The organism is Vibrio sp. QJM3NY_39 (assembly GCF_057785895.1).
Genome location: NZ_CM173505.1, coordinates 953,978 through 975,447, shown reverse-complemented (window position 1 = coordinate 975,447; position 21,470 = coordinate 953,978). Strand labels below are relative to the sequence as shown.

The 21,470-nt window shown below is 40.1% G+C and carries 16 protein-coding genes and 1 pseudogene; 8 read left to right on the top strand and 9 right to left on the bottom strand.

Going from position 1 to position 21,470, the window contains the following annotated elements; all coding sequences use genetic code 11:
• Positions 1-559: 559 nt before the first annotated feature.
• The gene (locus tag AC3CHU_RS04525) at positions 560-1,312 is read right to left on the bottom strand and encodes a metallophosphoesterase (RefSeq protein WP_488525148.1); all 753 of its coding nucleotides are present in this window, start codon (positions 1,310-1,312) and stop codon (positions 560-562) included.
• 629 nt (positions 1,313-1,941) lie between these two features.
• Between AC3CHU_RS04525 and AC3CHU_RS04520 the strand changes: the two genes are divergently transcribed.
• Entirely contained in the window at positions 1,942-3,435 is a 1,494-nt protein-coding gene (locus AC3CHU_RS04520; protein ID WP_488525147.1) for a competence protein CoiA family protein, read from the top strand.
• Between the two features lie 206 nt (positions 3,436-3,641).
• Here AC3CHU_RS04520 and AC3CHU_RS04515 read toward each other — a convergent pair whose 3' ends face one another.
• Entirely contained in the window at positions 3,642-4,169 is a 528-nt protein-coding gene (locus AC3CHU_RS04515) for a peptidase T (RefSeq protein WP_488525146.1), read from the bottom strand.
• Positions 4,170-4,272: 103 nt separating this feature from the next.
• Positions 4,273-5,268 carry a DUF4238 domain-containing protein gene (locus tag AC3CHU_RS04510; protein ID WP_488525145.1) on the bottom strand — a complete coding sequence of 332 codons (996 nt, stop codon included), beginning with the start codon at positions 5,266-5,268 and terminating at the stop codon, positions 4,273-4,275.
• 231 nt (positions 5,269-5,499) lie between these two features.
• Here AC3CHU_RS04510 and AC3CHU_RS04505 point away from each other — a divergent pair.
• Both AC3CHU_RS04505 and AC3CHU_RS04500 read left to right on the top strand, forming a co-directional pair.
• A pseudogene (locus AC3CHU_RS04505) lies at positions 5,500-6,386 on the top strand (tyrosine-type recombinase/integrase).
• Positions 6,383-7,441 carry an IS91 family transposase gene (locus AC3CHU_RS04500; RefSeq protein ID WP_488525144.1) on the top strand — a complete coding sequence of 353 codons (1,059 nt, stop codon included), beginning with the start codon at positions 6,383-6,385 and terminating at the stop codon, positions 7,439-7,441. Before AC3CHU_RS04505 ends, AC3CHU_RS04500 begins: the two are co-directional and overlap by 4 nt.
• Before the next feature lie 258 nt (positions 7,442-7,699).
• Here AC3CHU_RS04500 and AC3CHU_RS04495 read toward each other — a convergent pair whose 3' ends face one another.
• The 4 genes from AC3CHU_RS04495 to AC3CHU_RS04480 all read right to left on the bottom strand — a co-directional run bounded on the left by AC3CHU_RS04495 (position 7,700) and on the right by AC3CHU_RS04480 (position 11,609).
• Positions 7,700-8,290, bottom strand: a complete 591-nt coding sequence (locus AC3CHU_RS04495; protein WP_488525143.1) for a hypothetical protein — start codon at positions 8,288-8,290, stop codon at positions 7,700-7,702.
• A gap of 198 nt (positions 8,291-8,488) precedes the next feature.
• Positions 8,489-9,334 (bottom strand): hypothetical protein, encoded by an 846-nt coding sequence (locus tag AC3CHU_RS04490; RefSeq protein ID WP_488525142.1) that lies wholly within the window; start codon positions 9,332-9,334, stop codon positions 8,489-8,491.
• A 600-nt stretch (positions 9,335-9,934) separates the two neighbouring features.
• Positions 9,935-10,999, bottom strand: a complete 1,065-nt coding sequence (locus AC3CHU_RS04485) for a Kiwa anti-phage protein KwaB-like domain-containing protein (protein ID WP_488525141.1) — start codon at positions 10,997-10,999, stop codon at positions 9,935-9,937.
• A 4-nt stretch (positions 11,000-11,003) separates the two neighbouring features.
• On the bottom strand, positions 11,004-11,609 hold the full coding sequence (locus AC3CHU_RS04480) for a hypothetical protein (RefSeq protein WP_488525140.1): 606 nt from the start codon (positions 11,607-11,609) through the stop codon (positions 11,004-11,006).
• 729 nt (positions 11,610-12,338) lie between these two features.
• Here AC3CHU_RS04480 and AC3CHU_RS04475 point away from each other — a divergent pair.
• From AC3CHU_RS04475 to AC3CHU_RS04460, 4 genes are all read left to right on the top strand, one after another.
• A complete protein-coding gene (locus AC3CHU_RS04475; protein ID WP_488525139.1) occupies positions 12,339-12,857 on the top strand; it encodes a tyrosine-type recombinase/integrase in 519 nt (172 codons plus the stop codon).
• Positions 12,858-13,079: 222 nt separating this feature from the next.
• Complete coding sequence (locus tag AC3CHU_RS04470; RefSeq protein ID WP_488525138.1) at positions 13,080-13,964, top strand: sce7726 family protein; 885 nt, start codon at positions 13,080-13,082, stop codon at positions 13,962-13,964.
• Entirely contained in the window at positions 13,925-14,821 is an 897-nt protein-coding gene (locus AC3CHU_RS04465) for a sce7725 family protein (protein WP_488525137.1), read from the top strand. Before AC3CHU_RS04470 ends, AC3CHU_RS04465 begins: the two co-directional genes overlap by 40 nt.
• Positions 14,822-14,826: 5 nt before the next feature.
• Entirely contained in the window at positions 14,827-15,870 is a 1,044-nt protein-coding gene (locus AC3CHU_RS04460; RefSeq protein ID WP_488525136.1) for an RES family NAD+ phosphorylase, read from the top strand.
• Between the two features lie 209 nt (positions 15,871-16,079).
• Here the strand turns inward: AC3CHU_RS04460 and AC3CHU_RS04455 are convergent, their stop codons facing one another.
• Positions 16,080-17,006: a hypothetical protein gene (locus AC3CHU_RS04455; protein ID WP_488525135.1), complete on the bottom strand. Its 927-nt coding sequence runs from the start codon at positions 17,004-17,006 to the stop codon at positions 16,080-16,082.
• Positions 17,007-18,496: 1,490 nt separating this feature from the next.
• Between AC3CHU_RS04455 and folD the strand changes: the two genes are divergently transcribed.
• Positions 18,497-19,354, top strand: a complete 858-nt coding sequence (gene folD / locus AC3CHU_RS04450; protein ID WP_004734180.1) for a bifunctional methylenetetrahydrofolate dehydrogenase/methenyltetrahydrofolate cyclohydrolase FolD — start codon at positions 18,497-18,499, stop codon at positions 19,352-19,354.
• A 170-nt stretch (positions 19,355-19,524) separates the two neighbouring features.
• On the opposite strand, the gene AC3CHU_RS04445 is transcribed toward folD, so the two are convergent.
• Positions 19,525-21,339, bottom strand: coding sequence for a cation:proton antiporter (locus AC3CHU_RS04445; protein WP_488525134.1), 1,815 nt, complete (start codon positions 21,337-21,339; stop codon positions 19,525-19,527).
• Between the last annotated feature and the right edge of the window lie 131 nt (positions 21,340-21,470).

Genomic DNA, 21,470 nt, shown 5'->3' with positions numbered 1-21,470 from the left:
CCAGCACGAATTTACGTATTCAGCATATATCAAGAATCCTATCTAACCAACTGAAAATTAAACATATAATTCAGGTTGAATCTAATTTCTGGTTGAAAACCGTGCAAGCACATATTGCTTCCAATTCAAGGCATGTCATCAATCAAAAACTTCCCTTTATTTATCTATTATTCAATAACTTAGAGATAGTTGAACAACATATTCGTGCGTAAGTGTGATTGAAGGTTAGTCTGTTGTGGATTAGAACATTTAGCTACATTGTTGGAACTCTAGGCATGAGGAAAAGTAAGGCAAGTTGCAGGGTTTCAAACTGAGTTTAATCCCTCTCTGGCTCACTTTGGGGCAAATCCGTTTTAGACCTTATCTGCCCCTAACCTGCTTAGCAGTCCCAACGTAAAAAATCACTTTTTCTGCCGTGGACATTATTACCGCCACACGAATTATGATAGCGAAAATCCGACTAACGCACGAACGTGAAACCTTTGGCGGAATTAATATGAAGCAAAGACGTTCTAACAGTGCACGAAGCACATCCTTGGACAAGTACGGTTAACACACATCATAAGGAAATTAAAATTTTGTGTGATGGATCGAAGCTCGAAACTTCTTCATAGCCAACGTATCCACGCTGGTTTGTATGGAATTTAATATTGAAATCAGAAAATTCCATACAATCATGGTTGTGTCCGTAAAACCAGACTGCAATTTTGTCAGCAAGATCTGAAAATTCATCGCATTGGGAGGCAAATGCAGGACTAAGTGGGCTGCCCAAGTATTCAAGTTGTATTCCTTCTCTAGATGGAAGGTGGTGGGTAACGACAACATTGACATCCTCTTTGGCTTGACTTATTGATTCGTAAAGGAAATGCCTAGATGTTTGGTGAAGTTCTCTCGCATCCAATGGTGAAAATGGCTTTCCATGATATTGAATTTTTCGATAGTCATTCAAGCCTGAACGAGCTAATTTCATAGAATCTTTAGGGGTCTCATAAAGTTCGAAATCAGTCCACAAAGTACACCCATGAAATCTAACACCATTGATTACAACGCTATCATTTTCAAGAAAGTATACGTTGGAATAACGTTCAGCTCTGCTCCTACATTCTTCTATCAATAGCTCTAGCGATGAAGCACCATAGGCCTCATGATTACCTAGGACATACACAACAGGCACATCAAATTGTGCCGCCCAATCAATTCCTTTAGTGCCGAGGTGAATATCTCCACTAAGTACGACGACATCTGCGTCAGTTTGCGGGAACTCCATTGAACCAAATTCCAAATGAAGATCAGAGAGATGGCAGATTTCCATAAATTTCTACTTTGATAAAAATTGATGACCCCAGTGTAGTTCAGTGTTACAAATTCCTACAACCCGCAAATTGATACTTTTCAGGCGATACCAGAACCTAAGGTTATACAGCTACAGAGCGTGCTGTAGTTATGTAACGTTAGTATGCTTTTATGGACAGTTAAATACTGAATGCTAGTGGTATTATTTATTTTTGAAGACATCTGACAGACTTTCCTGACTGAAGAGATCAATTTCCACTACTAAATCAATAACCTTTCCATTCTTGATCCCGCAGGCCCCGTCACTACCGTTATTACTTTTCAGCTCTGGTTCTAATAGTGTTTCTATGATTTCAATAGCCTTGTTAAGCTGAATTCTGTCTAGCTTGTGTCCCAATGAGTGCTAGCACAGGAGAGGCGTAGCACGCCTTTGGACAGAAATCAGTTTCGCAAATCAGAACCTTAACATGTCATGAATTACGTGAAGTATGGAAAAATCGCTTAACTTGGTGTCTAGCATTGATGATGCGGATCACACGAAGTAAGCACACATTGTCTTTGGCTTGATAATATTGTGATAATTAATATGAGATTTATTACATATTTTGTATTTTTAACCATCACTATTTTTCCAATGTTGAGGTGTGCATGAGAAATCGTTCTATTTTTGGGTGGAAGCTAAGTGAGAGTAGAGTTGTTTCTGTTGTTGAGCTAGAAAGTGGCACTCAGGATGACGTTGTCTGTCCTTGTTGTGGAGACTTCATGGTTGCCGCACATAGTAATAAAGGCATAGCTAGCTACTTACGCCATCAAAGTAACGCAGAATGTCGCTATTCGTATGAGACCCAGTTGCATTTGAGTGCAAAGGAGTTCATCGAACGAGAGAAGCTCATTCCTCATCCATATTCCAGTGGCATTTTTGATTCTAGTGATTGTGAAATGGTAGGTGTGAAAGATGTCCGTCTAGAGGTCTATCGAGACGGAAGGATTCCAGATGTCGTATGCCAGATCGGTAGGGAAGAGTATTACGTGGAAGTTACTAATACTCATGAAACCCCACCAGATAAAATAGTGGACTTTCGAAAACAGGGCAGGAGTGCTCTTGAGTTATTTCTAGTTGGATTGGACTCAGATTCGCTGCTGAACAGCTATGAAAATGTAAAAGTTCAGATAACAGCATTAAATCCGCTAAATCCATTCTGGGATTTTATTGAGCAGCAAGCCGCGATGAATATCAGCAAAGAAAGAAGTATGTTGTTGAGAAAGATAGCAAGGCATCGCAAACAAGTTCAAAGAATTACTGAAAACATTTCTGAGCGTGAGGAACAAGCTAAGGAAAGGGTTGCCCGAATAAAACAAAGAGTTGAAAAGTGGCAAGAAAAAGAGCGAGAGCAAAAAGAGCTCTATAAGCAGATAAAGTCCCTAGCGAATGACCTTCAAGTTGTGGTAGTGCGGCTTGAAGAAGAGAAGTCATCTTTAAATCAAGAATTAGAACAACTCAAGCAAACCATCTATCTTAACAAGTTAGAGGCGGGAAGAATCATTAACAATGCGAGAGTTGAAGCAGAACAACAACGTGAAAAGGTCAGAGTAGAAGTTAGAGATGATGTTCTAGCTGAGTTAGCTTCGGAAATAGAAGATACTAAAAAGAATGCTCAAATGATTACCGATAATGCTCTAAAACATGAGTTATCAATGGTTGAAAGCGCTCAAAGAACAGCGCAACAAATATTAGATGGAGCACATTACAAAATCACGAGTGAGCTTGAAGCTGCACTTGATAGAAAAGGTGTATCAAATGAAGCGTTGACCGAGTTAGAAAACCGTGTCAAACGGCTAAAACAAGAAACGGAGAGTCTAGAGGAAAAGAAAGCTGAGTTAGAGAGTGGTGTTAATTTAGATAGACTTTGGAGTAAACAACAAGACTTGCAGAGAGCGATTAGTAAGGAAACAAACCGTTTGAATGATCTTAAAGAAGTCGGTGATAAGTATGTCAAAATCATTAACAGTATTGCTCTAGATTTCAAACAGCTAGATACGGCAGAGTATGCCTCTCTTTTTCCTGAACGTATTCAAAAGAAAATAAAAGTTAATCGAATGATCTTAGAGATGCAAAACTCAATAGAATACGAGCCGCTGTAACTGACTGAATGTGTTATGGATTCTATGACTGTTACTGACATTCGAGCAGAAGTTAATTGTCGAAGTCGAAGTGAATAGCAACTTACTCGATAGGCAGATACAGACCTACTTATCATATTGAATCATTAGAAAAAGTAGGTTAGTTATATACCTAATGAGGAAATTGACATAAACGATTTAGCTCCCAAGTTCTAAATAGTTTAGGCCTAATTAGAAAAGTATTTTGAAACCTTAGGCGTTTGTAATACCTGCGGTTGATATAACCATGAATTATTAGGATGAACATTAACCCCCAAATCTTCAAGCCTATCCCGTTCTTGAGTAAGATCTGAAATCACCAATCTCAATATCTTAGTTGGCACTCGATGTTTACTTAAAGTGCCATCAATAACATATAATTCTTTAGTACCATTACAAAGCAAATGACCATTCGTGATAGTACCTACAATTGAAGCATTAGGAGGAATTTCGCTAGGAATCTTTAACGAGCAACAAGGAAAGAATAATTCGTCTTTGTCATCAACAGCCTCCAAGCCACTATAAAATGCCGTTTCACTACCATGATTGGAAATAAAAATACGACCACAAAGGTAGTTGCCTCCCCCATTTTGGTTTGGCTCAATACTACGACACATTTGGATCTTGAGCTTCGGCTTACGTTGACGAAACTGAAACACATTGATAGCGATGCTTATTGCGACCACTATTGTCGAAATCACTTCATATGTGCTCATAATTTCCTCATAAGGCATAGTGCCTTGTTAAGTTGTGAGCAAAGCTACCACCTAGCCTGCCCATTATGCCGTAAACACAAGCCCAATCTTGGGCTGAAAATGCCTAGCGCTGGGAATCACTCTTAAATGTTTTTTTGGTTATACGTTTCCACGGATTCTTAACGATACTAACTCCATTAGGCGAAGCATTCGAAACTAATCGCTGAGAGCTCCCTTGAGATGGCGGCAATGCAGACAACCAGTCTAGCTTTTCAGCACTAAAAATGTTGTCTATGGCAGCATGACTTACCTTAGTATTGATTTGGTGTAAAAGTTCGCTACTAAATTGTCCGATTACAAGAGACTCTTTCGGGTTGGTTGTTGGCGTCAAAATTAGAGCGGTACTCTTCGATATAGGATACAGAATCTCAGCTAATGGGTGAGCAGGACCAATATCACCTAAATCTTGTTTACAAGAGTAAAAAACAACTGGCACATCACCAGTCACAAACGTTGAGCCAGCTGGAGCATTTATTAACACCCATTCTTTCTTGAGAAATTCAAGCGCAGCAGTTTGAGCTGCCGTAACCATATGCTCTAAACTAACCGTCGAGTTAACCTGTAGATCAACGACATTAGATAAACCTTCTTTTTCAACTAACTCTTTCAATGCAGTTGGAACCTTAGAGTTATCCCAAACTTTATTGAGAACTACTTTTGCCATCTGCCCATAGATTTGAGCAATACCATCTCGAAAACTAGGTCCACGAAACATAAGTAAAGCAATGTAAAATGCTAACTCCCCTTTCTGAGTTCCATGGATAGGCACATAGGGAAGAAATCTAGAATCTAGCACCTTATCAATGATGTTATTTCCGATCATTTCTACTTCTGAAATGACGTCTTCTAGTTGTATGTGGTCCACTTTCCCTTGTGGGTCTATTTGATAATAGTAATAATCTTCCGCGCAAACCTTATTGATTGAAGCGGTTTGGCGACCATATTCGCCTTTGTTTTTATCAAATGCCCAAATGAGAGACTTCTGCCCCTCAATGGTAAAGCGCTTCAAATGAGCTTTGGGGACATAATGCTGGTTTTTCTTTATTTTTCTATTATTCATATGACCAAATCAATTCTAAAACTAACGTCCTGTTAAGGGGTGAACAACGCAATACAAAAGCCGTCGCATACTGACTTAAACACTAAAACTAACGCATGGTGAAAATGCCACGCGTTACAAATCTCTCTCAAACAGTTTGTTGAACGAAGCCGCTACGCGGCAGAATAAAACGAGTGCAAACCATGCTCTTGTAACACCATCACCCTGATGGTCGTTCACAGGAGTAACCCCATGAAACCCGATGACTTAAAACGCTACAACACCCTTTATGAACAACACCTTACCAACCTAAAGCTGCAAGGTAAACGACCCGCGACCATTGATGCATATTCCCGTGCGGTTCGTCGGATCACCGCTCATTTCGACCGAGCCCCTGATACATTAACGACCTCAGACCTCAAACACTTCTTCGCGTCTCTTATTCAAACCCACTCGTGGAGCACCATAAAACTCGATCGTAATGGCTTGCAGTTTTTCTATCGCTACACGCTCGATAAACAGTGGGAATGGCTCAATATCGTCAAGCCGCGACAAGTAAAACGACTGCCCGACATACTGACACCGCAACAAGTCAGCTCGCTGATTAGCCACACTCGACAGACACGTTATCAAGTGTTTTTTCTTACTCTGTACAGCATGGGGTTGCGCCTTGGTGAAGGATTGAACCTCACGGTTCACGATATCGACAGCCAAACAATGCGCGTTCACATACGGGAAGGAAAAGGCGGAAAAGACCGAATGGTGCCGCTTCCGCTGCGAACGCTTAAAGCTCTTCGCGTGCATTGACTTACCCATAAGCACCCTTACTACTTATTTCCTGGCCTTGGTACATGTCGCGCCCCCCCATGGATCGTGGCGGTATTCAAAAAACCATGAAACTTGTACTCAAAGAGAGCGGAATCCAAAAACACGCCAGCCCCCACTCACTTAGACATTGCTTCGCGACGCACTTACTTGATCAAGGGTTAGACCTGCGTTCACTACAAACGCTACTGGGTCATGCAAGCCTTAATACCACTGCTCGTTACACCCGAATGACTACGCTAAAACAACACGATGCCGCGATGGCCATCAATCATTTAACTGATGCTCTAGACTTAACGTGGAGCATTACATGAGTACCTTTATTGAACTGCTTCGCCAACATCACTCTGCGCTTAAACGTCACTATTATGCGCAGATGAATGGCGATATGCATCGAGCCATTGGGGCGATGCTCCGTTGTAAAACAGAACAACAAGGTCGCTCACAATGGTTCTGCAGTCACTGTCATCACCATGACCGATTACCGCTTTCTTGTGGTTGTGGTCATCGTCATTGCCCTCAGTGCCAACAACGTACCACCGCTGATTGGCTTCAACGTCAGCAGCAAAAGCGGTTACCTGTTCACTATTTCATGGTGACCTTCACTTTGCCGTATCAACTAAGGGTCTTAGCAAGACGTCAACCTAAAGCGATATATAACGGTATGTTTAAGGTGGCATCAGGGGTATTAAAGGATTTTGCTAACCGACAACGGCAAGGTGAACTTGGTTTTACCGCCGTGTTGTATACTCACAGCCGACAACGAAACTTGCACCCACATCTGCACATTATCGTGGCGGCAGGCCAATACGACGCGTCGAGGCAAACGTGGCACAAAGGCAACAAGCATTACCTCTTCAATGCGTTTGCTTTGGCCAAAGTATGGCGAGCAAGAATGCTAGAGGCCATTAATCAACACCCAACGCTGTGGCTGCCGAGTGGCATACCCAAACAATGGGTGGTCGATTGCAGACAAGTGGGATACGGTCAGGCTGCACTCAACTATTTGGCTCGCTATCTCTATCGCGGTGTGCTGCCTGATGAAGACATCATTAGTATCACCGATGATACTGTCACCTTCCGCTATAAAGAGAGCCAGACCAATGCATGGCGAACGCGCACCTTGCCCACTCTGAAGTTCTTACTGCTCATTTTGCAGCACGCGCTGCCCAAAGGGTTGCAGCGAGTACGAGATTACGGTTTTTTACGTGGTCAAGCACACGCCTTAAGAGCCCGCATTCAACTGTTGTTATTGAACTTGCTCTATATAATGCCGCCGCTAACCGCACCGATAAGAACCAAAGCAATACGAGTATGCCCTTGCTGTCAGCATCAGATGGCGTGTGTTGGAGTAAGTCGACCCATCTAGCCGAAAGGCATTGATAACAAGGAGAATGGCATGACGAGAGCAGAGGAGATATAACGACGAAAGAAACAAAAAATAGCTAACTGGTTGATATGATTGTTATCGCAACCTTATCTTAGCTTCGCTCGCCTTGAGAAAAGCCTCAAAGCGATTTGCCCTTCAAACTCAATCGTACAATTTACTTAATAAAGTGGCTTTGGGCTTGTTCAACACTCGGGATTTAGTGTTGGCTACGCAACACCTTAATCCTTATTTGTTAAATTACAATTCTTCAGCTGACACAGATTCGCCAAGAAGTCCTCTAAACTCGATCTCAAGGTCTGTCAATGCCTCTGAAAGTTTACCTTGTACCCTATTAAATTTATCTTCGTGAGAATAGGCATATCCATGGTACTCAAGTTCGCCAATAGTACTTTCGATCTCTACTTGAAAAAGGGTTATCTTACGAGCAACTTCGTAGTTAATGTAAATCCTGTTATGGGGAAAATAAGCGTAAAGATCAACAACTGCCTTTTTTGCAATTTCTACATTTTTATCTAGTTGGTCATCAGGTTCAAAAGCTAAATGTTGAACAGCATTATAAGCAGTACGCAACAACGAATAAGTTTGAGAGATAACGTCAACTCGCCGTTCATGAAGTCGTTGAAATTTGAACTGATGTTCAAACGATAACTTACTCAATTCATCACGATACTTTTCTAACTCAAGTTCATATTTAGCCCTTTCAGTTCCAAGTATACGTTGTGCCCAAACCTTTCCTAAAAATGAACTTAACCCCAAAATTAGTATTGAGCCACCGCCAATGGAAACCAATGTCGCTGAGACTATATTTAATGCATCTTCGAAGTTCATATTGCCTCTTGTAATTTAACGCCAAATTAAGGTGTGAACAACGCTGACACCTTACCTAAATCATTGCGCCATAAACACAAACTCACTGAAAGTTAGAGCGCCAAACACCATACCTAACCCATTGCGTCGTAAACACGAACCCCAACCTTGACCTGAAATGCCAAGCGTTGGAAATCACTCCTAAATGTTTTGATATGTTTATTGACCCACTATATATATTGGAACCCAATTTTTAGGGAATTTTTGCTCATCCCAAGCTGCCACAAAACGCTTTTCACCCCAAAAATCAGTAGTCACATAAAACACAGCATAAAATATACTGAAATTTTTATCACCTGTATAACCTTTTACATCAGCGGCAATTTGCTCAATAGTAGATTTTAACTTTTCTTCCGTTGTAGCATATTTATATTCAATCGCAGTGAACAACTCTGGTATTAGAATGTCAGGCTTATACTCTTTAGTCGTTTTAAGAAAGTTACTTTTAGGAAATTTTGCTGAAGGAAAAATCGCTTCAAATACCCCTTTAACGGCTTTATAAACCTCTGTTTCCGATTTTGGAATTTCTTCTAAACGAGAAACAATTGAAGCTGTATTGTTTAATATATTTTCAAGATACTGAATCCCTGAAAGTCTTGTATACCTTGAATCATCACTATCCATAAATTCGAAGACTTGAAGAAACTGCGTCAGTTTTGCTAAAAAAACGCTATAAGGTTCATCAAACCAATAGTGTTCTATTTCAAACTTATCATGGTGCTTAATATTCTCAGAGTCATTACCAAACAAATCTTTAAATAGTGATATGTAGTGAGAATAGCCTTTCATATCCAAATAACACAAGACTGACAGGTATAATGAAGCAGTTAGGTACTTAAATGGTTTTTCGTACTCCTCGTCACCATTAAGTAGATACTCGGGAGGTCTCCCCTCGGTTTTGTCTGGGTCCCATTGAGACCAGTCTATTTGATGATGAGCGACATCTATTTCAATCCTTTTAGCTTCGCCCAATAACTTATTTATACGACTTTCCAAAAATTCCACATTTTCCTCCTAAGCAAGCATAATGCTAATTAGACGACAAGTTGTTGTTCTTTATCCTTTTATCATGAAGTTTTTTGCATATCATTTCAATTAACAATCAACTAGTTAGGTCATATGATGGGGGATTAGGCTGAAAAATTCGTCCTAATAACGAGAATACTGACTGAGCAACTGGCTCGGATGAGTTTGAGTAGGGCAAGCTCAGATTAACAAGCTATGAATGAGTGAAGGAGCAACGAAAAAAGGGAGAAAACCGAATCAGTGGCTTTGCTAAATTAGTAATCCATGAATGATTTTCTGTAAGGAAACTAACGGCTTTTACCCATTTGATCTGGTACGTAAATGCTCTCGTAATTTTGATTAGAGCTGCATACACCATAGATATGCAACTATATAAAAATAAAAAGTTAGGCATGAAGTACCGATAAATGAGTAAGAAATACATTTTTCGTAAGTTGGAATGCAAACTAACAAAAGAAGAGGTGCTAATTTGTGTTTCAAAAGCACGAGGACTTTTACTAGTAGGGAGCAAAGGTGATTGCTAAAACCCTTGGAAATACTAAAGGCTCCAGACGGAGCCTTTAGTATTTGTTCAGTGAATTACTCACTAGCAAACTCAGGAATTAAGGTTAACTCACCTTCAACATCAAACATCAGGCCGTCAACAACAGTTTTTACACGTTTGTTTTGTAATAAGATAAGTAGTTCTCTTACGTATTCTTTAGTTTCTTCAACAACGATCTTACCATGGCCATCGAACTTAATTTGCCAGTTTCCTGCCTCTTCTGCTGCCTCTCGTAATTTACGTAACCATAGATCGTTAGTGAAGTGTTGCTTATCGTAAACAGACGCCAATTGTCTCATCAAGCGTTTATCATCGCTGACAATATTCGTTAACTTTTGAGCCTCTGAAGGATTCATTGCAATGCTGGCTCCCAGTGCCGTGATTGTCTCGCTCTTTTTCTCTCGCAAGCGCTCATGGTAGTTCATCGCAGTTTCAAACTGTCGAAGATCAGAGATAAACACTCCAGAATTATATTGTATAAAATCTATATATGGCGTTATTTGGAACTTGGAGCTCTGGTCAATTTCAACTACTAACTGATTATCCTGGAAAGAAGTAGTCAAACTTTTTCCTGAGGTATTGTTTAACGACCATGCCCCTTTAAAATAACGGAATGCATAAATACTCTGTTCTGGCTGACCAAACGTCAGTTGGATCGCGTAAGCATTGTAACTATTCAGTTCTGATTCTTGAGTGATAGTCTCAAGCTCACCACCTTCAACCATCTCTTTCAATTGTGTAAGGTCTGTAGAACTAGAGTCAATGTAAAAGAAACGATTATCTTGATTAGTAGTGATTGCTTTTAATTCTTCTACATATTCATTGCCACGAATACATTCAATTACATATTGACGAAAATTATCCTTGTAACTTGAATGAATTTTTAAGTTCTTTACATCACCAAATCGTTTAGTTTTATTGCCAATAATGACTCTAGCAACCCATAGGTTTACCGTAGCACGTGACAAATCAAGTGCTTTTAGATTCGCCAGTTTTAAATCCAAGGCAGCTTGATCAAGAAGTTGTTGAACTTGTTCTTGGGCAGGTTCAGTTAGTTCTTCTGGCAGAGCTTCTGCTGTATTTGATTGATTTTGTGTCACTTTGTTACCTATCAACTGTTTCTGAAATAAAATTAATACCGGAGTTTTCTAAAAATCTAACTTTAGATTCCGATTTTTTTGCTATACCCATGCATAAAGCGTTAGCAGTATGTTCTTTGTTAGGTTGACCAACTTTTTTATAGTTAATATCGTAAAGTCGTATTCCCATGAGGAGAAACATAGGGTTTAACAAAATAATTCCTTCCTTTCTTGTAAAGCCAAACATAAAAATCAAAAAGACAATTAATGATGCGATTGATTGAAAAGTTTTGTAATCAAATGCAAATAGGCCAATTAAAAAAGGAAGTGTGTAATTGATCATATCTCCTCTAGCTACCCTTACATTAGTAAGAATGATTTCCTCCGCTCCTTCGGATCTAGTGAACAATTTTCGCATTATGCAGCCTGTTAATAGTGTGCATATCGATGAAATAAAGATGCCAATAAGTGCCCACCAACTGACATTTGACGAACCAAAAGGAACAGTTGCTGCTGGTGAACCAATATCTCGAATAAATAAAATTAGAAACAGTGGATAATAAGAGCAAAGAAAGACTAGCACTTCTACCCACAACTTTACTCCAGCATCTTGAGATCTTGTCGTTATCATTGTCTTAATCCATTGTTAAAGCAGGCTTATTATATGCCATACGTAGACTGACGCATAACAAAATGTATCTTAAACAGTTGCTACAATTTGGCGTGCTAAAAGGTCGAATTGACCCTCGTTATGCACAAAATGGTTAATAGTAAGATATCTAGACATAGGATGAGGATTTGGTCTAACTAGCTTAATAGACACTTTGAGTTACGAAGTACCAACGGTGAATTATGATTAACGATAAGGTTCTGGACTTTTCTTCTCTAACGGCAACAACTGCCTAAAGGGCAAAGTTCATCCTCTGATCTTGATTAACAACTTACTCCTCCGCATCTGTTCAATGTTCGTTGTCGAGCGTGAACAGTCTGATCAAAGCGATTTCGTTACTTAAGCCAAAATAAATTCTAACTCACTGTTTGAATTAGCCTACGCAGGGATACATTTCTTCAGCCAAGTCTTCGTCAGCCTGATGAAGGGTAAACATGACTTCCTGAGCTCAGAGAATGTTTTTACCAGATTGCTAAAGGGGAAAATGATTCGATGCGTAACTTAAATTTATGCCATGAGATCCCCTTCACACTAAAAACATCCTACAAACCCTGAAGTTGAGATCGTCCTCTCAAACATCTAAAAACAAAAAGTGTAAAGTTTAGACACCAGTAAAATAAATACAACCAATGCTAATATAACACTAATCGTAAAGTATAAATCATCATAGTTAGAATGGAGACAGAAAAAATGGAAGTGGCAAATAAAGCGAAAAATAAATTAGTTACTAATATTGAAGTGTACAAAAGAGTGCCGTTACTGCTTGAAAAACACCATAGTCACCAAATTGCATACATATGGAAATTTGGAGTTAGCACAGGTTTTCGTATTGGTGATTTACTGGCAATTAAATTTGACGACATTTCGGAAGACCAAACATTCGTAACAATCTTCAATCCGCGCACTAGAAAAACAAAAAAAGTGCTCTTGGCACCTGAAGCTATAGAGATTGTTAACTCTATAAAAAAAGCGAATCCAAGCTCAAAATATTTATTTCAATCCCATCGTAGTCGGAATGTGGACAAAAACAAAAAAAGACCACTGACAAGACAGGCTGTAAGCCTTGCTTTTAGAGAGGTTGGTGAAATATTAGGTATACCACTCACTCCCCATATGATGCGTCAAGTACACATGGTTCAACCTCTTAAACAACTACAACTAACCCCGTCTGATCAGAGGTTCATTGAATACTATCTAACTAAACGCTAAGCATGCGCAATGAAAAAAATATATACCGGATGTTTTGTTTAAGTCTTTTTGCACAACAGTGCGAGTGTACCGCTGTACAACAGCGCACCATATAAGTAGCCTGATATTGTACAAGTAACACATTTATGTCACCGGTCAGAAAGTGATGAGTGAAAAACTAATTGAGCTATTGTTATATATGAGTATATTAACCAACTTCTTTTGTCTTAAGGTGCTTTTTACATGTCTGCTAAAGCTCACGAAGCTGCTAAATTGTTCCATAGCAATAAACTTTCAGCCCTAGCAGATGGCGACTCATCATTCGTTAGACACATCGCCTCTAAGTATCTGAATTTTAATAGTGAAGATCTTGATATTAAAAGAGTTTATGACGAGGCATATCTGCGTTTAAGCAAAGAATATCGCTCTGAATATTTTTTCAAAAATACTATCGCCACACGTAAACTTCTAGGTACTCACTCTCTAAAAACAGCCACGATGTTATCAGAATTTCGAGTGGGTAAAAGTAAAGCAGATTGTGTCATTCTCAACGGCAAATCTACTTGTTATGAAATCAAAACTGAGTACGACACCCTGACTCGCTTAGAAGAACAATTAAATGACTACCTCACTCTTTTTGATGAGGTGTTCGTTGTCTGTTCAAAGAAAAATTTAGATTCTGTACTCCGTCATACTGATAAACGTGTCGGTGTGCTTGAGCTAACATCCAGAAACTATCTTAGTCAGAAAAGGCGAGCAACAACACGAACGGCTCCTATTGATATAGACATAATGATGCGTTCTTTACGTAAAGAAGAATATCTAGAATTAACCAAACGAACTACGGGGTTCGTACCAGATGTACCAAATGGTCGGTTGATGAATGAATGTCATTCCCTGCTAAAAACTGTAGATACGTCATGCATTGCAACATGTCTCATTGATGTACTAAAAAAAATGCGTATAAATGATGCAATGTTAATCAATGCGTTACCAAGTTATTTGACAAATGCAGCTATTAGTTACCAGTTTTCTTCAAAACAGGTGGAGGCGCTTAAGCAAATTTTTGGTACAAATAAGGAGCAAGAATGTACCTACCTTATCTCAGAGGAAAGCAATACGAACTAATTGCAGTCCGAGAACTATCAGAAAAACTACCAAATAATATTTTTCGTCCAATAATTGAGCCTGTTCGACAAAACCTTTCCCCTCTATTTAAAGCTATCACCACCCTAAACAATGCAGATATCTCTCCAATCATTGTCATTAACCCTAGTGTTGGAGAACTGCAAAACTCGTCCCTTGAACTGCTTCAACAATTAGATAATTATGATTATCTGCCGTGTATTGTAGTCACAGGTGGTGACATAACTCCCGCAGCAAAAATAGTCCAACATATAAACAGAGCTTTTGCCGTACAATTTACAGGTGGAATCAGCTGTGAAGCCATTAACTTTTCTAGAGATGCAGAGATAACGATTGTTGACCATGACACTTCTGTATCGGTAGTAAATCAATTAACAAACGTTATCCTTTATGGCGATTTCTTTAAAAAACAAAGAAGAAACGCAGATTATCCATCCGAATCATCCTTTTCGCACCTTCACGCAACGAGCAACAACATAGCAAATGTTTTAGGCTTCAGTGATCATACAATAATTCCAAGAGAGTATTCTGAATCTGGTGGGCCAGCATACGTTGTCGCAATTCACCTATCTTACATTGATAGCAATCGCTTTAACGAGTTATACATAAAACACTACGCCTCAACAGACAATGGCTCACCCGCAGACCCTGCCGGAAAGTTTATCGAAGCACTAGACAAAGCCATGTGTGATTATGAAAAGGGTCTATTCTTTGATTCAAGCGGTATGAAAGAACTGAAAAAACTGCATGAGAATACGCACTATGCTGGCTTAGGCTTAGTCAAAAAGCTCTCTATCAAGCACCATGTGGAGACAGTTTGTGACTATATTACAAGGTGAGTAATATGTCATATAACTGTTGTAGCGGTTGCTTTACTGATACATCTGTAATGCAATATATCGGTAGAGAAGGAACTACAGGTGATTGTAGTTTTTGTGCTGCCGAAGACACCTTGGTTATCGAACCAAACGCTCTTTCAGACCAGTTCGAGCTTATCTTATGTTGTGTAAAAGAAAGCTCTGACGGAGTTCATTTGTCACAAATTTTTGATAATGAACTAAAGACTATAGCTGATCGCGTAGGTGATAAAGAGAAACTGATAGATGTAATACTGGGCACTCTTTCAATAGGGAAATGTTATGAGCTAATCGAGTCTTTTAAGGGCTTTCAATCTGAATGGCATGACTTAAAACAAGACCTTATTACTAAAAATAGATTTTTCCCAAGCACCGCACTCTATGGGCGTATTTTTGCAAATAGAACGGTAGAGGATCAGGACCTTTCTATTGAATCATCTGCCTTTTTGCTAACCGTGGCTCAATTAGAAAGAAATGTCTGCGTGGGTAAGAAATACTATCGAGCACGAATATCAAATGAAAACCTTTTAGCTGAAGCAATGGGTTCTCCCCCGGGAGGTAAAGCCTCAGCTGGAAGAGCTAATCCCGCAGGAATTCCTTATTTGTACTTAGCAGAATCCGAAGCAGTATGCTGTCATGAGGTAAGGCCAAGTAACGGGGCAAGAATATTCATTTCTGAAGTTGAAGTTCTGGAGAGCATCAAACTCATTGACCTTTCAAACCCTAAACAAAAACTTCCCCTTTTACAATTTGAAGAGGACGAGCTAGAGCTTGTAATTAAATGTCTTCATCTACTTGAAGAATTTTCCAACGAGTTATCTGTTCCAGTATTACCTGAAAACTCACATTTGGACTATATCCCAACGCAGTTTGTTTGCGAATACCTTAGAAATATAGGGGCTCATGATGGGATAATTTTCAACAGTTCGTACGGTACTGGCAAAAACATTGTTCTCTTCTCTAGCAATAAAGTACGCATTCATGAACCACTATCAAAAACGGTAAAATCTGTGGCAGTTAGTTTAGATTGATCATTACAGAAACCTTCTATTTGTTCGAATAGGCTCTCACGCTTAACCACTAAAATAGCCAGCTACCTATCACAATGCACTAGTGAATTAGCTTTTAAGTGGTAGTCAATACTACTGCCATTGTCCAAGAATGGACAATGGCAACCTTTCAGATTTGAAACAATGACCCTTATAATTCACTTGTATTTATTTTCGCTACCTTAAGAAAATCAAGAATAAATATTGGTTAAGATGTCTTTTAATCGCTGTCTTGTATAACTAACGACTGGCTTAAGGGAGTTCGCATCCCAATTAAAACTTTCACCCTCGAATTTGACTAACTTTAGCTCGTCGTCAATTGATTGTGCCACTAACATTGAAAATAAACTCCCAACGCCCTCATCCCACGACACTAAATTATCATGTGTACTAATGTAAGAAAATGCATAGGAAATTAATCCTTCAATCTCCTCTCGCTCGCCAAATTTCTCAGCTATATCATGAATAGTAGCGTCGCAACCAAACTCATCTTTACCAACGCCTAACAATACATTAACTGCTTTCTCAACGAATGAATCTCGATAAATCATGCCCAATACTCTCTTATCAGAATAAGCCTTAGTACATTTTTGATTTTCAGTAAAAATCCTATGAAATGTATTATCTGATTGTCCTAACATAGCTTTTATGAAAGTTTCTGCATCTGACGACTCTTCATTTTGAAAACTATGGTCGACAATAGGGAGGTAACCGGGAGTGTATGAAGCCACTAACCCTATGTTGCGGAAGTTGACAGCTAATGTTTCAGTATCTGAATCTTTAACCTTTGCTACAGTAGAGGATAGAACGGGGAAAAACACCTCAATAGAGCTTCGACCAATAGCATTTATAAGAGCGAATGATACTTGTTGTGTTGTAACATCTTCACCTTTCCTCTTAAGTTCGTTCACCACAAAAAATAGCGAGGGTATCGGTAGGAAATTAAGCTCAGAATTTTGAACCTTGTGAATCATTTCACTATAATTTTTCCCAGCGACAAGTTGAGAAAACAGGTCTAAGCTAGCCGAAAATGTAGGCTTAGTCGTTGAACAAATTTGCTCAAGCTCATTCTGAAACTTTCTAGATGCTTTTTTTAAGAGTGTCTTTATATCGCTCATGTAATAGTCCCCCAAACTCCATCCAATTCTGCGACCATTATAAGCAGATGAAGATTCGGTACATTAATGAGTTAATAACTGATATTAAACTTGTATGACAAGGAGTATGTAGTGTGTGCTGGCTGGTCGAGTCGCCAAGGCGTCTATCGCCTTCATTCGAGTAGATCGAAAATCCTGAAGAGGAGCCTAGAGTTAATTTATTTTATTGTCAACTAGTTTGAACTATAGAGTATCCTGAAATGATTAATCAATCGCTACTCAAAACTCCCTAGACAGAAGGCCGAGTTGAGGTGTTGGTAATTTGTATAATACGGACGTGACTAGGAGGAGAAAAACACATACTTTTGCCAAGCGACAGAAGTAATTAAAATCGTAATCTTACTTATCAATAAATAAAAAGGAATAAGTGAAAAAGTTAAGAAAACGTTGATTATAAGGTGTTTCAAGAGATTATAACTTGGTGTAAATGATTGGAAAGCTACGCAATTAGGAGCTTTAGACATACAGGGGGATTAAGACTTCAATCAAATAACTTAACTTCGATCTGCTATTACATTTGAGTATTAGTTAAAAGTATCGCCTCAATAATGATAAACAGAGCAAAGCTATTAATACCATTCTTACATAGGCAAATTATCTCAAGCAAAAAAAACGGTATAACAATTAATGTTATACCGTTTCTTAAAATGTGGCGTCCCCTGAAGGATTCGAACCTTCGACCACCGACTTAGCTTACCACTACAGCTTTCGCTGCCATCATCACGATGTTTGTAGTCTGGACTATATCATCACCCACAACATAACTTGCTAGGGTGGAGGGCGCTAAATGATGTTTTACGCAATGTGTTCGCATTGCACCACCTAGTCTCTGCACCTTTCTTACACGCATGTAAGACTTGGCTCATGATTGCCACCGCCACTACGCGCTGAGGTTTCCATGAATTCACCCTCTACACTGTATAAGTTTCCTAATACAGGCTCCTCTCTTAAAGGTCGGTGCTCTATCCAGCTGAGCTAAGGGGACGTTCTAATTCGATGCTATAGTAATGATTTAGCTATCGATTTTCAACCATCGAAGATGATTATTTTTACTTTTTTCTATCACTTTTAAGGAAAAACTGTTTACGTAAAAGTGGTAACTTACCAATAATAAATGGTAACCATAAAAACTTCTTATGGTAACCTTACTACCACCTAAACCTTTGTATAATAGTTATTCATTCCTAAAATGGTAACTATTAGGGGGTTAGTCGTGCTCTATCCAGCTGAGCTAAGGGCGCGCTACAGGAAAGGATTATACGAATTCGAATCAGTAAAGCAACGGCTTTATCTAACATTCTGATCCAAGTGAGTAAAAAAAGGGCAATAAGATTATAAGTGTTGGAAAATAGAACAAAGCAAACGTTTGCTTGATGGTAATCAAAAAGATTTTCTGGAATAATGCGCCAAAACATCAGCCACTAACTTGAATATCAATACTAAGGAAATTCATGACTGCTCAAAATATTGATGGAAAGCTAATTTCTCAAACGGTTCGCTCTGAAGTAGCGGCACGTGTAAAAGCTCGTACTCAAGCTGGATTGCGTGCTCCGGGCCTAGCGGTTGTTTTAGTGGGTGAAGACCCGGCATCTCAGGTTTACGTTGGCAGTAAACGCAAAGCGTGTGAAGAAGTTGGTTTCGTCTCGAAATCTTTTGATTTACCAGCAACTGCCACCGAACATGAATTGCTAACGCTAGTCGATCAACTCAACGAAGACCCAGAGATTGATGGCATTCTAGTTCAACTGCCTTTGCCTGCTGGTATCGATACTACTCACGTTCTTGAGCGTATCACACCTGAAAAAGACGTTGATGGCTTCCACCCATACAACGTAGGCCGTTTGGCTCAGCGTATGCCTAAGCTACGCTCTTGTACGCCTAAAGGCATCATCACGCTGCTTGACCGTTACAACATCGATTTACGCGGCAAGCACGCGGTTGTTGTAGGCGCATCAAACATTGTTGGTCGCCCAATGACTCTAGAACTGCTTCTAGCAGGTTGTACGACAACAACATGCCACCGCTTCACCAAAGACCTTGAAGGTCACGTACGTCAAGCAGACGTTGTTGTGGTTGCCGTTGGTAAGCCTAACTTCATTCCTGGTGCTTGGATTAAGAAAGGTGCTGTTGTGGTCGATGTTGGTATCAACCGTTTGGAATCTGGCAAGCTCGTTGGCGACGTTGAATACGATGTGGCTAAAGAGAGCGCAAGCTTCATCACACCAGTACCGGGTGGTGTAGGCCCAATGACAGTGGCGAGCCTAATCGAGAATACAATGATCGCTTGTGAGCAATTTCACTCGAAATAGTCGGCAATGACAGCTTAGGTAGTAATACCTGTGGCATGAATTGCCTCGCCCTAGAGTAAAATAAGCTAGAGCAAAATTAGAAAGCCGCAGCGTGAAAACGTTGCGGCTTTTTTGATACTGAGCTATTCGTTTTTGATACAAAGCGACTCGCTTTAAATACAGAGCACTAGCTACTTATCTGGAGTATCGATACCTTCAATCTCTTCCGAAAGCGGCAATAAACTAATGACCTGACACTCCGTTGATATGAGTTTTTCCAATTCAGAACCTTGTGTCACTAAGCGAAAATCACCATCATTAATCACGCCAAGTGGAATCGCTTTAGGATACAGCGCGTTAAACTCATTAAGGTCAAATGCTTCGGTCAAACCCGTGCTCTTAATTTGGCTACCTTGAGCCATCAAGGAGTTAAGTTTGGAATAGGTAACCCCTTCTGAAAACAGGCTTCTATTACCATCGCGGCTCACCTGATGCCTTTCATGTTTATTTTCTGATGATTCAAGTTCAAACACCTTATTCTCACCAAACTCATCTTGATAGTGCATACTGACTAATGGGTTGGTTTGACGGTAAGGCGAAACGATCATGGCACGCCCTATCCCGTCCAATTCCAGATTATTTTCAGCATGGCTCGAAGCTGGATTACCGAAATAGACATTCAAGTTGTCCATGCGCGCTAAGCGAATGCTCTCCCAGTTGGTATCAGCAAGCACACTGTTGATGTTGTGTGTCGCCAGCACTTTGGCAAACTGACGTGAAAAATGAGTCGCACCAAAGAAAATAACCCCTTGTGCCTTCTCTTGAGTCACACCCAGCCTTCTAGCCCACCAACTCGCGGTTAGGCTCTGAATCACTACCGTACCAATAATGACCAAGAACACCATTGGCACCAGTAAATCTGCCCCTTCGATTAATTGCTTCTCTTGAAGCTTGATTGCAAACAGAGAAGAAACTGCGGCCGCAACGATCCCGCGAGGCGCCATCCAGCTCAAAAACCATTTATCTGCTGAAGTAAGATCCGTGCCGATCCCGCTGATCCACACACTCAGAGGACGAGCCACCAGCATGACGACCGCTAATAAGCCAATTCCGCCCCAACCTATTGAGAGGAAAGTCCCTGAATCAAGCCTGCTCGCTAACAGAATAAACAACGCAGAAATGAGTAACACAGTCAGGGTTTCTTTGAATTCAATAATGTCTTCGAGATCCAAGCCTTTCACATTGGCGAGCCAGATACCCATGATGGTCACGGTTAATAAACCGGACTCTTCACTCAGATCATTTGAGAAAGAGAACGCCGCCAGCATTAATGTCAGGACCGCCACGTTACGCAAATAATGTGGAACCCAATGCCCTTGCAGCATCTTGGCAATCAAATAGCCACCGATGATCCCTAAGCCCAAACCAATGGCTAAAGTCAGCCCCAACGCCGACAGAACATGGCTTGTAGGATCGGCTGAAGAGACAATGTATTCGTAAACGAGAACGGCAAACAGAGCGCCAATCGGGTCAATCACTATCCCTTCCCAGCGCAAGATACTGCCTAGCGAAGATTTAGGTTGAATGCTGCGCAGCATGGGAACAATCACCGTTGGGCCAGTCACCACGACTAATGCAGCAAACAACGCCGCCAATGGCCAACTGAAATCGACAAAATAATAAGCCCCCACCACGATGCACGCCCATGTAATCAACATGCCGAAACTCACTAAGTGAGTCACCATGCGGCCATGGCCTCTGATTTCTTTGAAATTAAGAGTCAATGCACCTTCAAACAAAATGATGGCGACCCCTAATGAAATCAACGGGAACAGTACATCACCAAAAATGGCATCAGGATTAAGGATGTTGAGACCGGGACCTAATAGCAGGCCAACGATAAGCAAAGGAAGAATAGCGGGAAGACGCAAACGCCAACCAAGTAGCTGGCAAGCCAAGGACAAGAGTCCAATTAACGCCAAAGAAGAAGTGATCGACAAATCCATTTGTGCCCCTAAACATTTGTACCACACCCTGTGGTACAAACTTATTCACTGAAATAAGAAAGCCTACGTTCTTACACTATAGGCTCTCTTTATCATACTAAGCGAATATTATTGTGGTTAATCAGTCACTT

Coding starts and splice junctions, on each gene's coding strand:
- AC3CHU_RS04455 (WP_488525135.1), bottom strand. CDS start 17,006: ATGAGCGATATAAAGACACTCTTAAAAAAAGCATCTAGAAAGTTTCAG.
- folD (WP_004734180.1), top strand. CDS start 18,497: ATGACTGCTCAAAATATTGATGGAAAGCTAATTTCTCAAACGGTTCGC.
- AC3CHU_RS04465 (WP_488525137.1), top strand. CDS start 13,925: ATGTACCTACCTTATCTCAGAGGAAAGCAATACGAACTAATTGCAGTC.
- AC3CHU_RS04500 (WP_488525144.1), top strand. CDS start 6,383: ATGAGTACCTTTATTGAACTGCTTCGCCAACATCACTCTGCGCTTAAA.
- AC3CHU_RS04445 (WP_488525134.1), bottom strand. CDS start 21,339: ATGGATTTGTCGATCACTTCTTCTTTGGCGTTAATTGGACTCTTGTCC.
- AC3CHU_RS04515 (WP_488525146.1), bottom strand. CDS start 4,169: ATGAGCACATATGAAGTGATTTCGACAATAGTGGTCGCAATAAGCATC.
- AC3CHU_RS04470 (WP_488525138.1), top strand. CDS start 13,080: ATGTCTGCTAAAGCTCACGAAGCTGCTAAATTGTTCCATAGCAATAAA.
- AC3CHU_RS04460 (WP_488525136.1), top strand. CDS start 14,827: ATGTCATATAACTGTTGTAGCGGTTGCTTTACTGATACATCTGTAATG.
- AC3CHU_RS04495 (WP_488525143.1), bottom strand. CDS start 8,290: ATGAACTTCGAAGATGCATTAAATATAGTCTCAGCGACATTGGTTTCC.
- AC3CHU_RS04510 (WP_488525145.1), bottom strand. CDS start 5,268: ATGAATAATAGAAAAATAAAGAAAAACCAGCATTATGTCCCCAAAGCT.
- AC3CHU_RS04525 (WP_488525148.1), bottom strand. CDS start 1,312: ATGGAAATCTGCCATCTCTCTGATCTTCATTTGGAATTTGGTTCAATG.
- AC3CHU_RS04520 (WP_488525147.1), top strand. CDS start 1,942: ATGAGAAATCGTTCTATTTTTGGGTGGAAGCTAAGTGAGAGTAGAGTT.
- AC3CHU_RS04480 (WP_488525140.1), bottom strand. CDS start 11,609: ATGATAACGACAAGATCTCAAGATGCTGGAGTAAAGTTGTGGGTAGAA.
- AC3CHU_RS04475 (WP_488525139.1), top strand. CDS start 12,339: ATGGAAGTGGCAAATAAAGCGAAAAATAAATTAGTTACTAATATTGAA.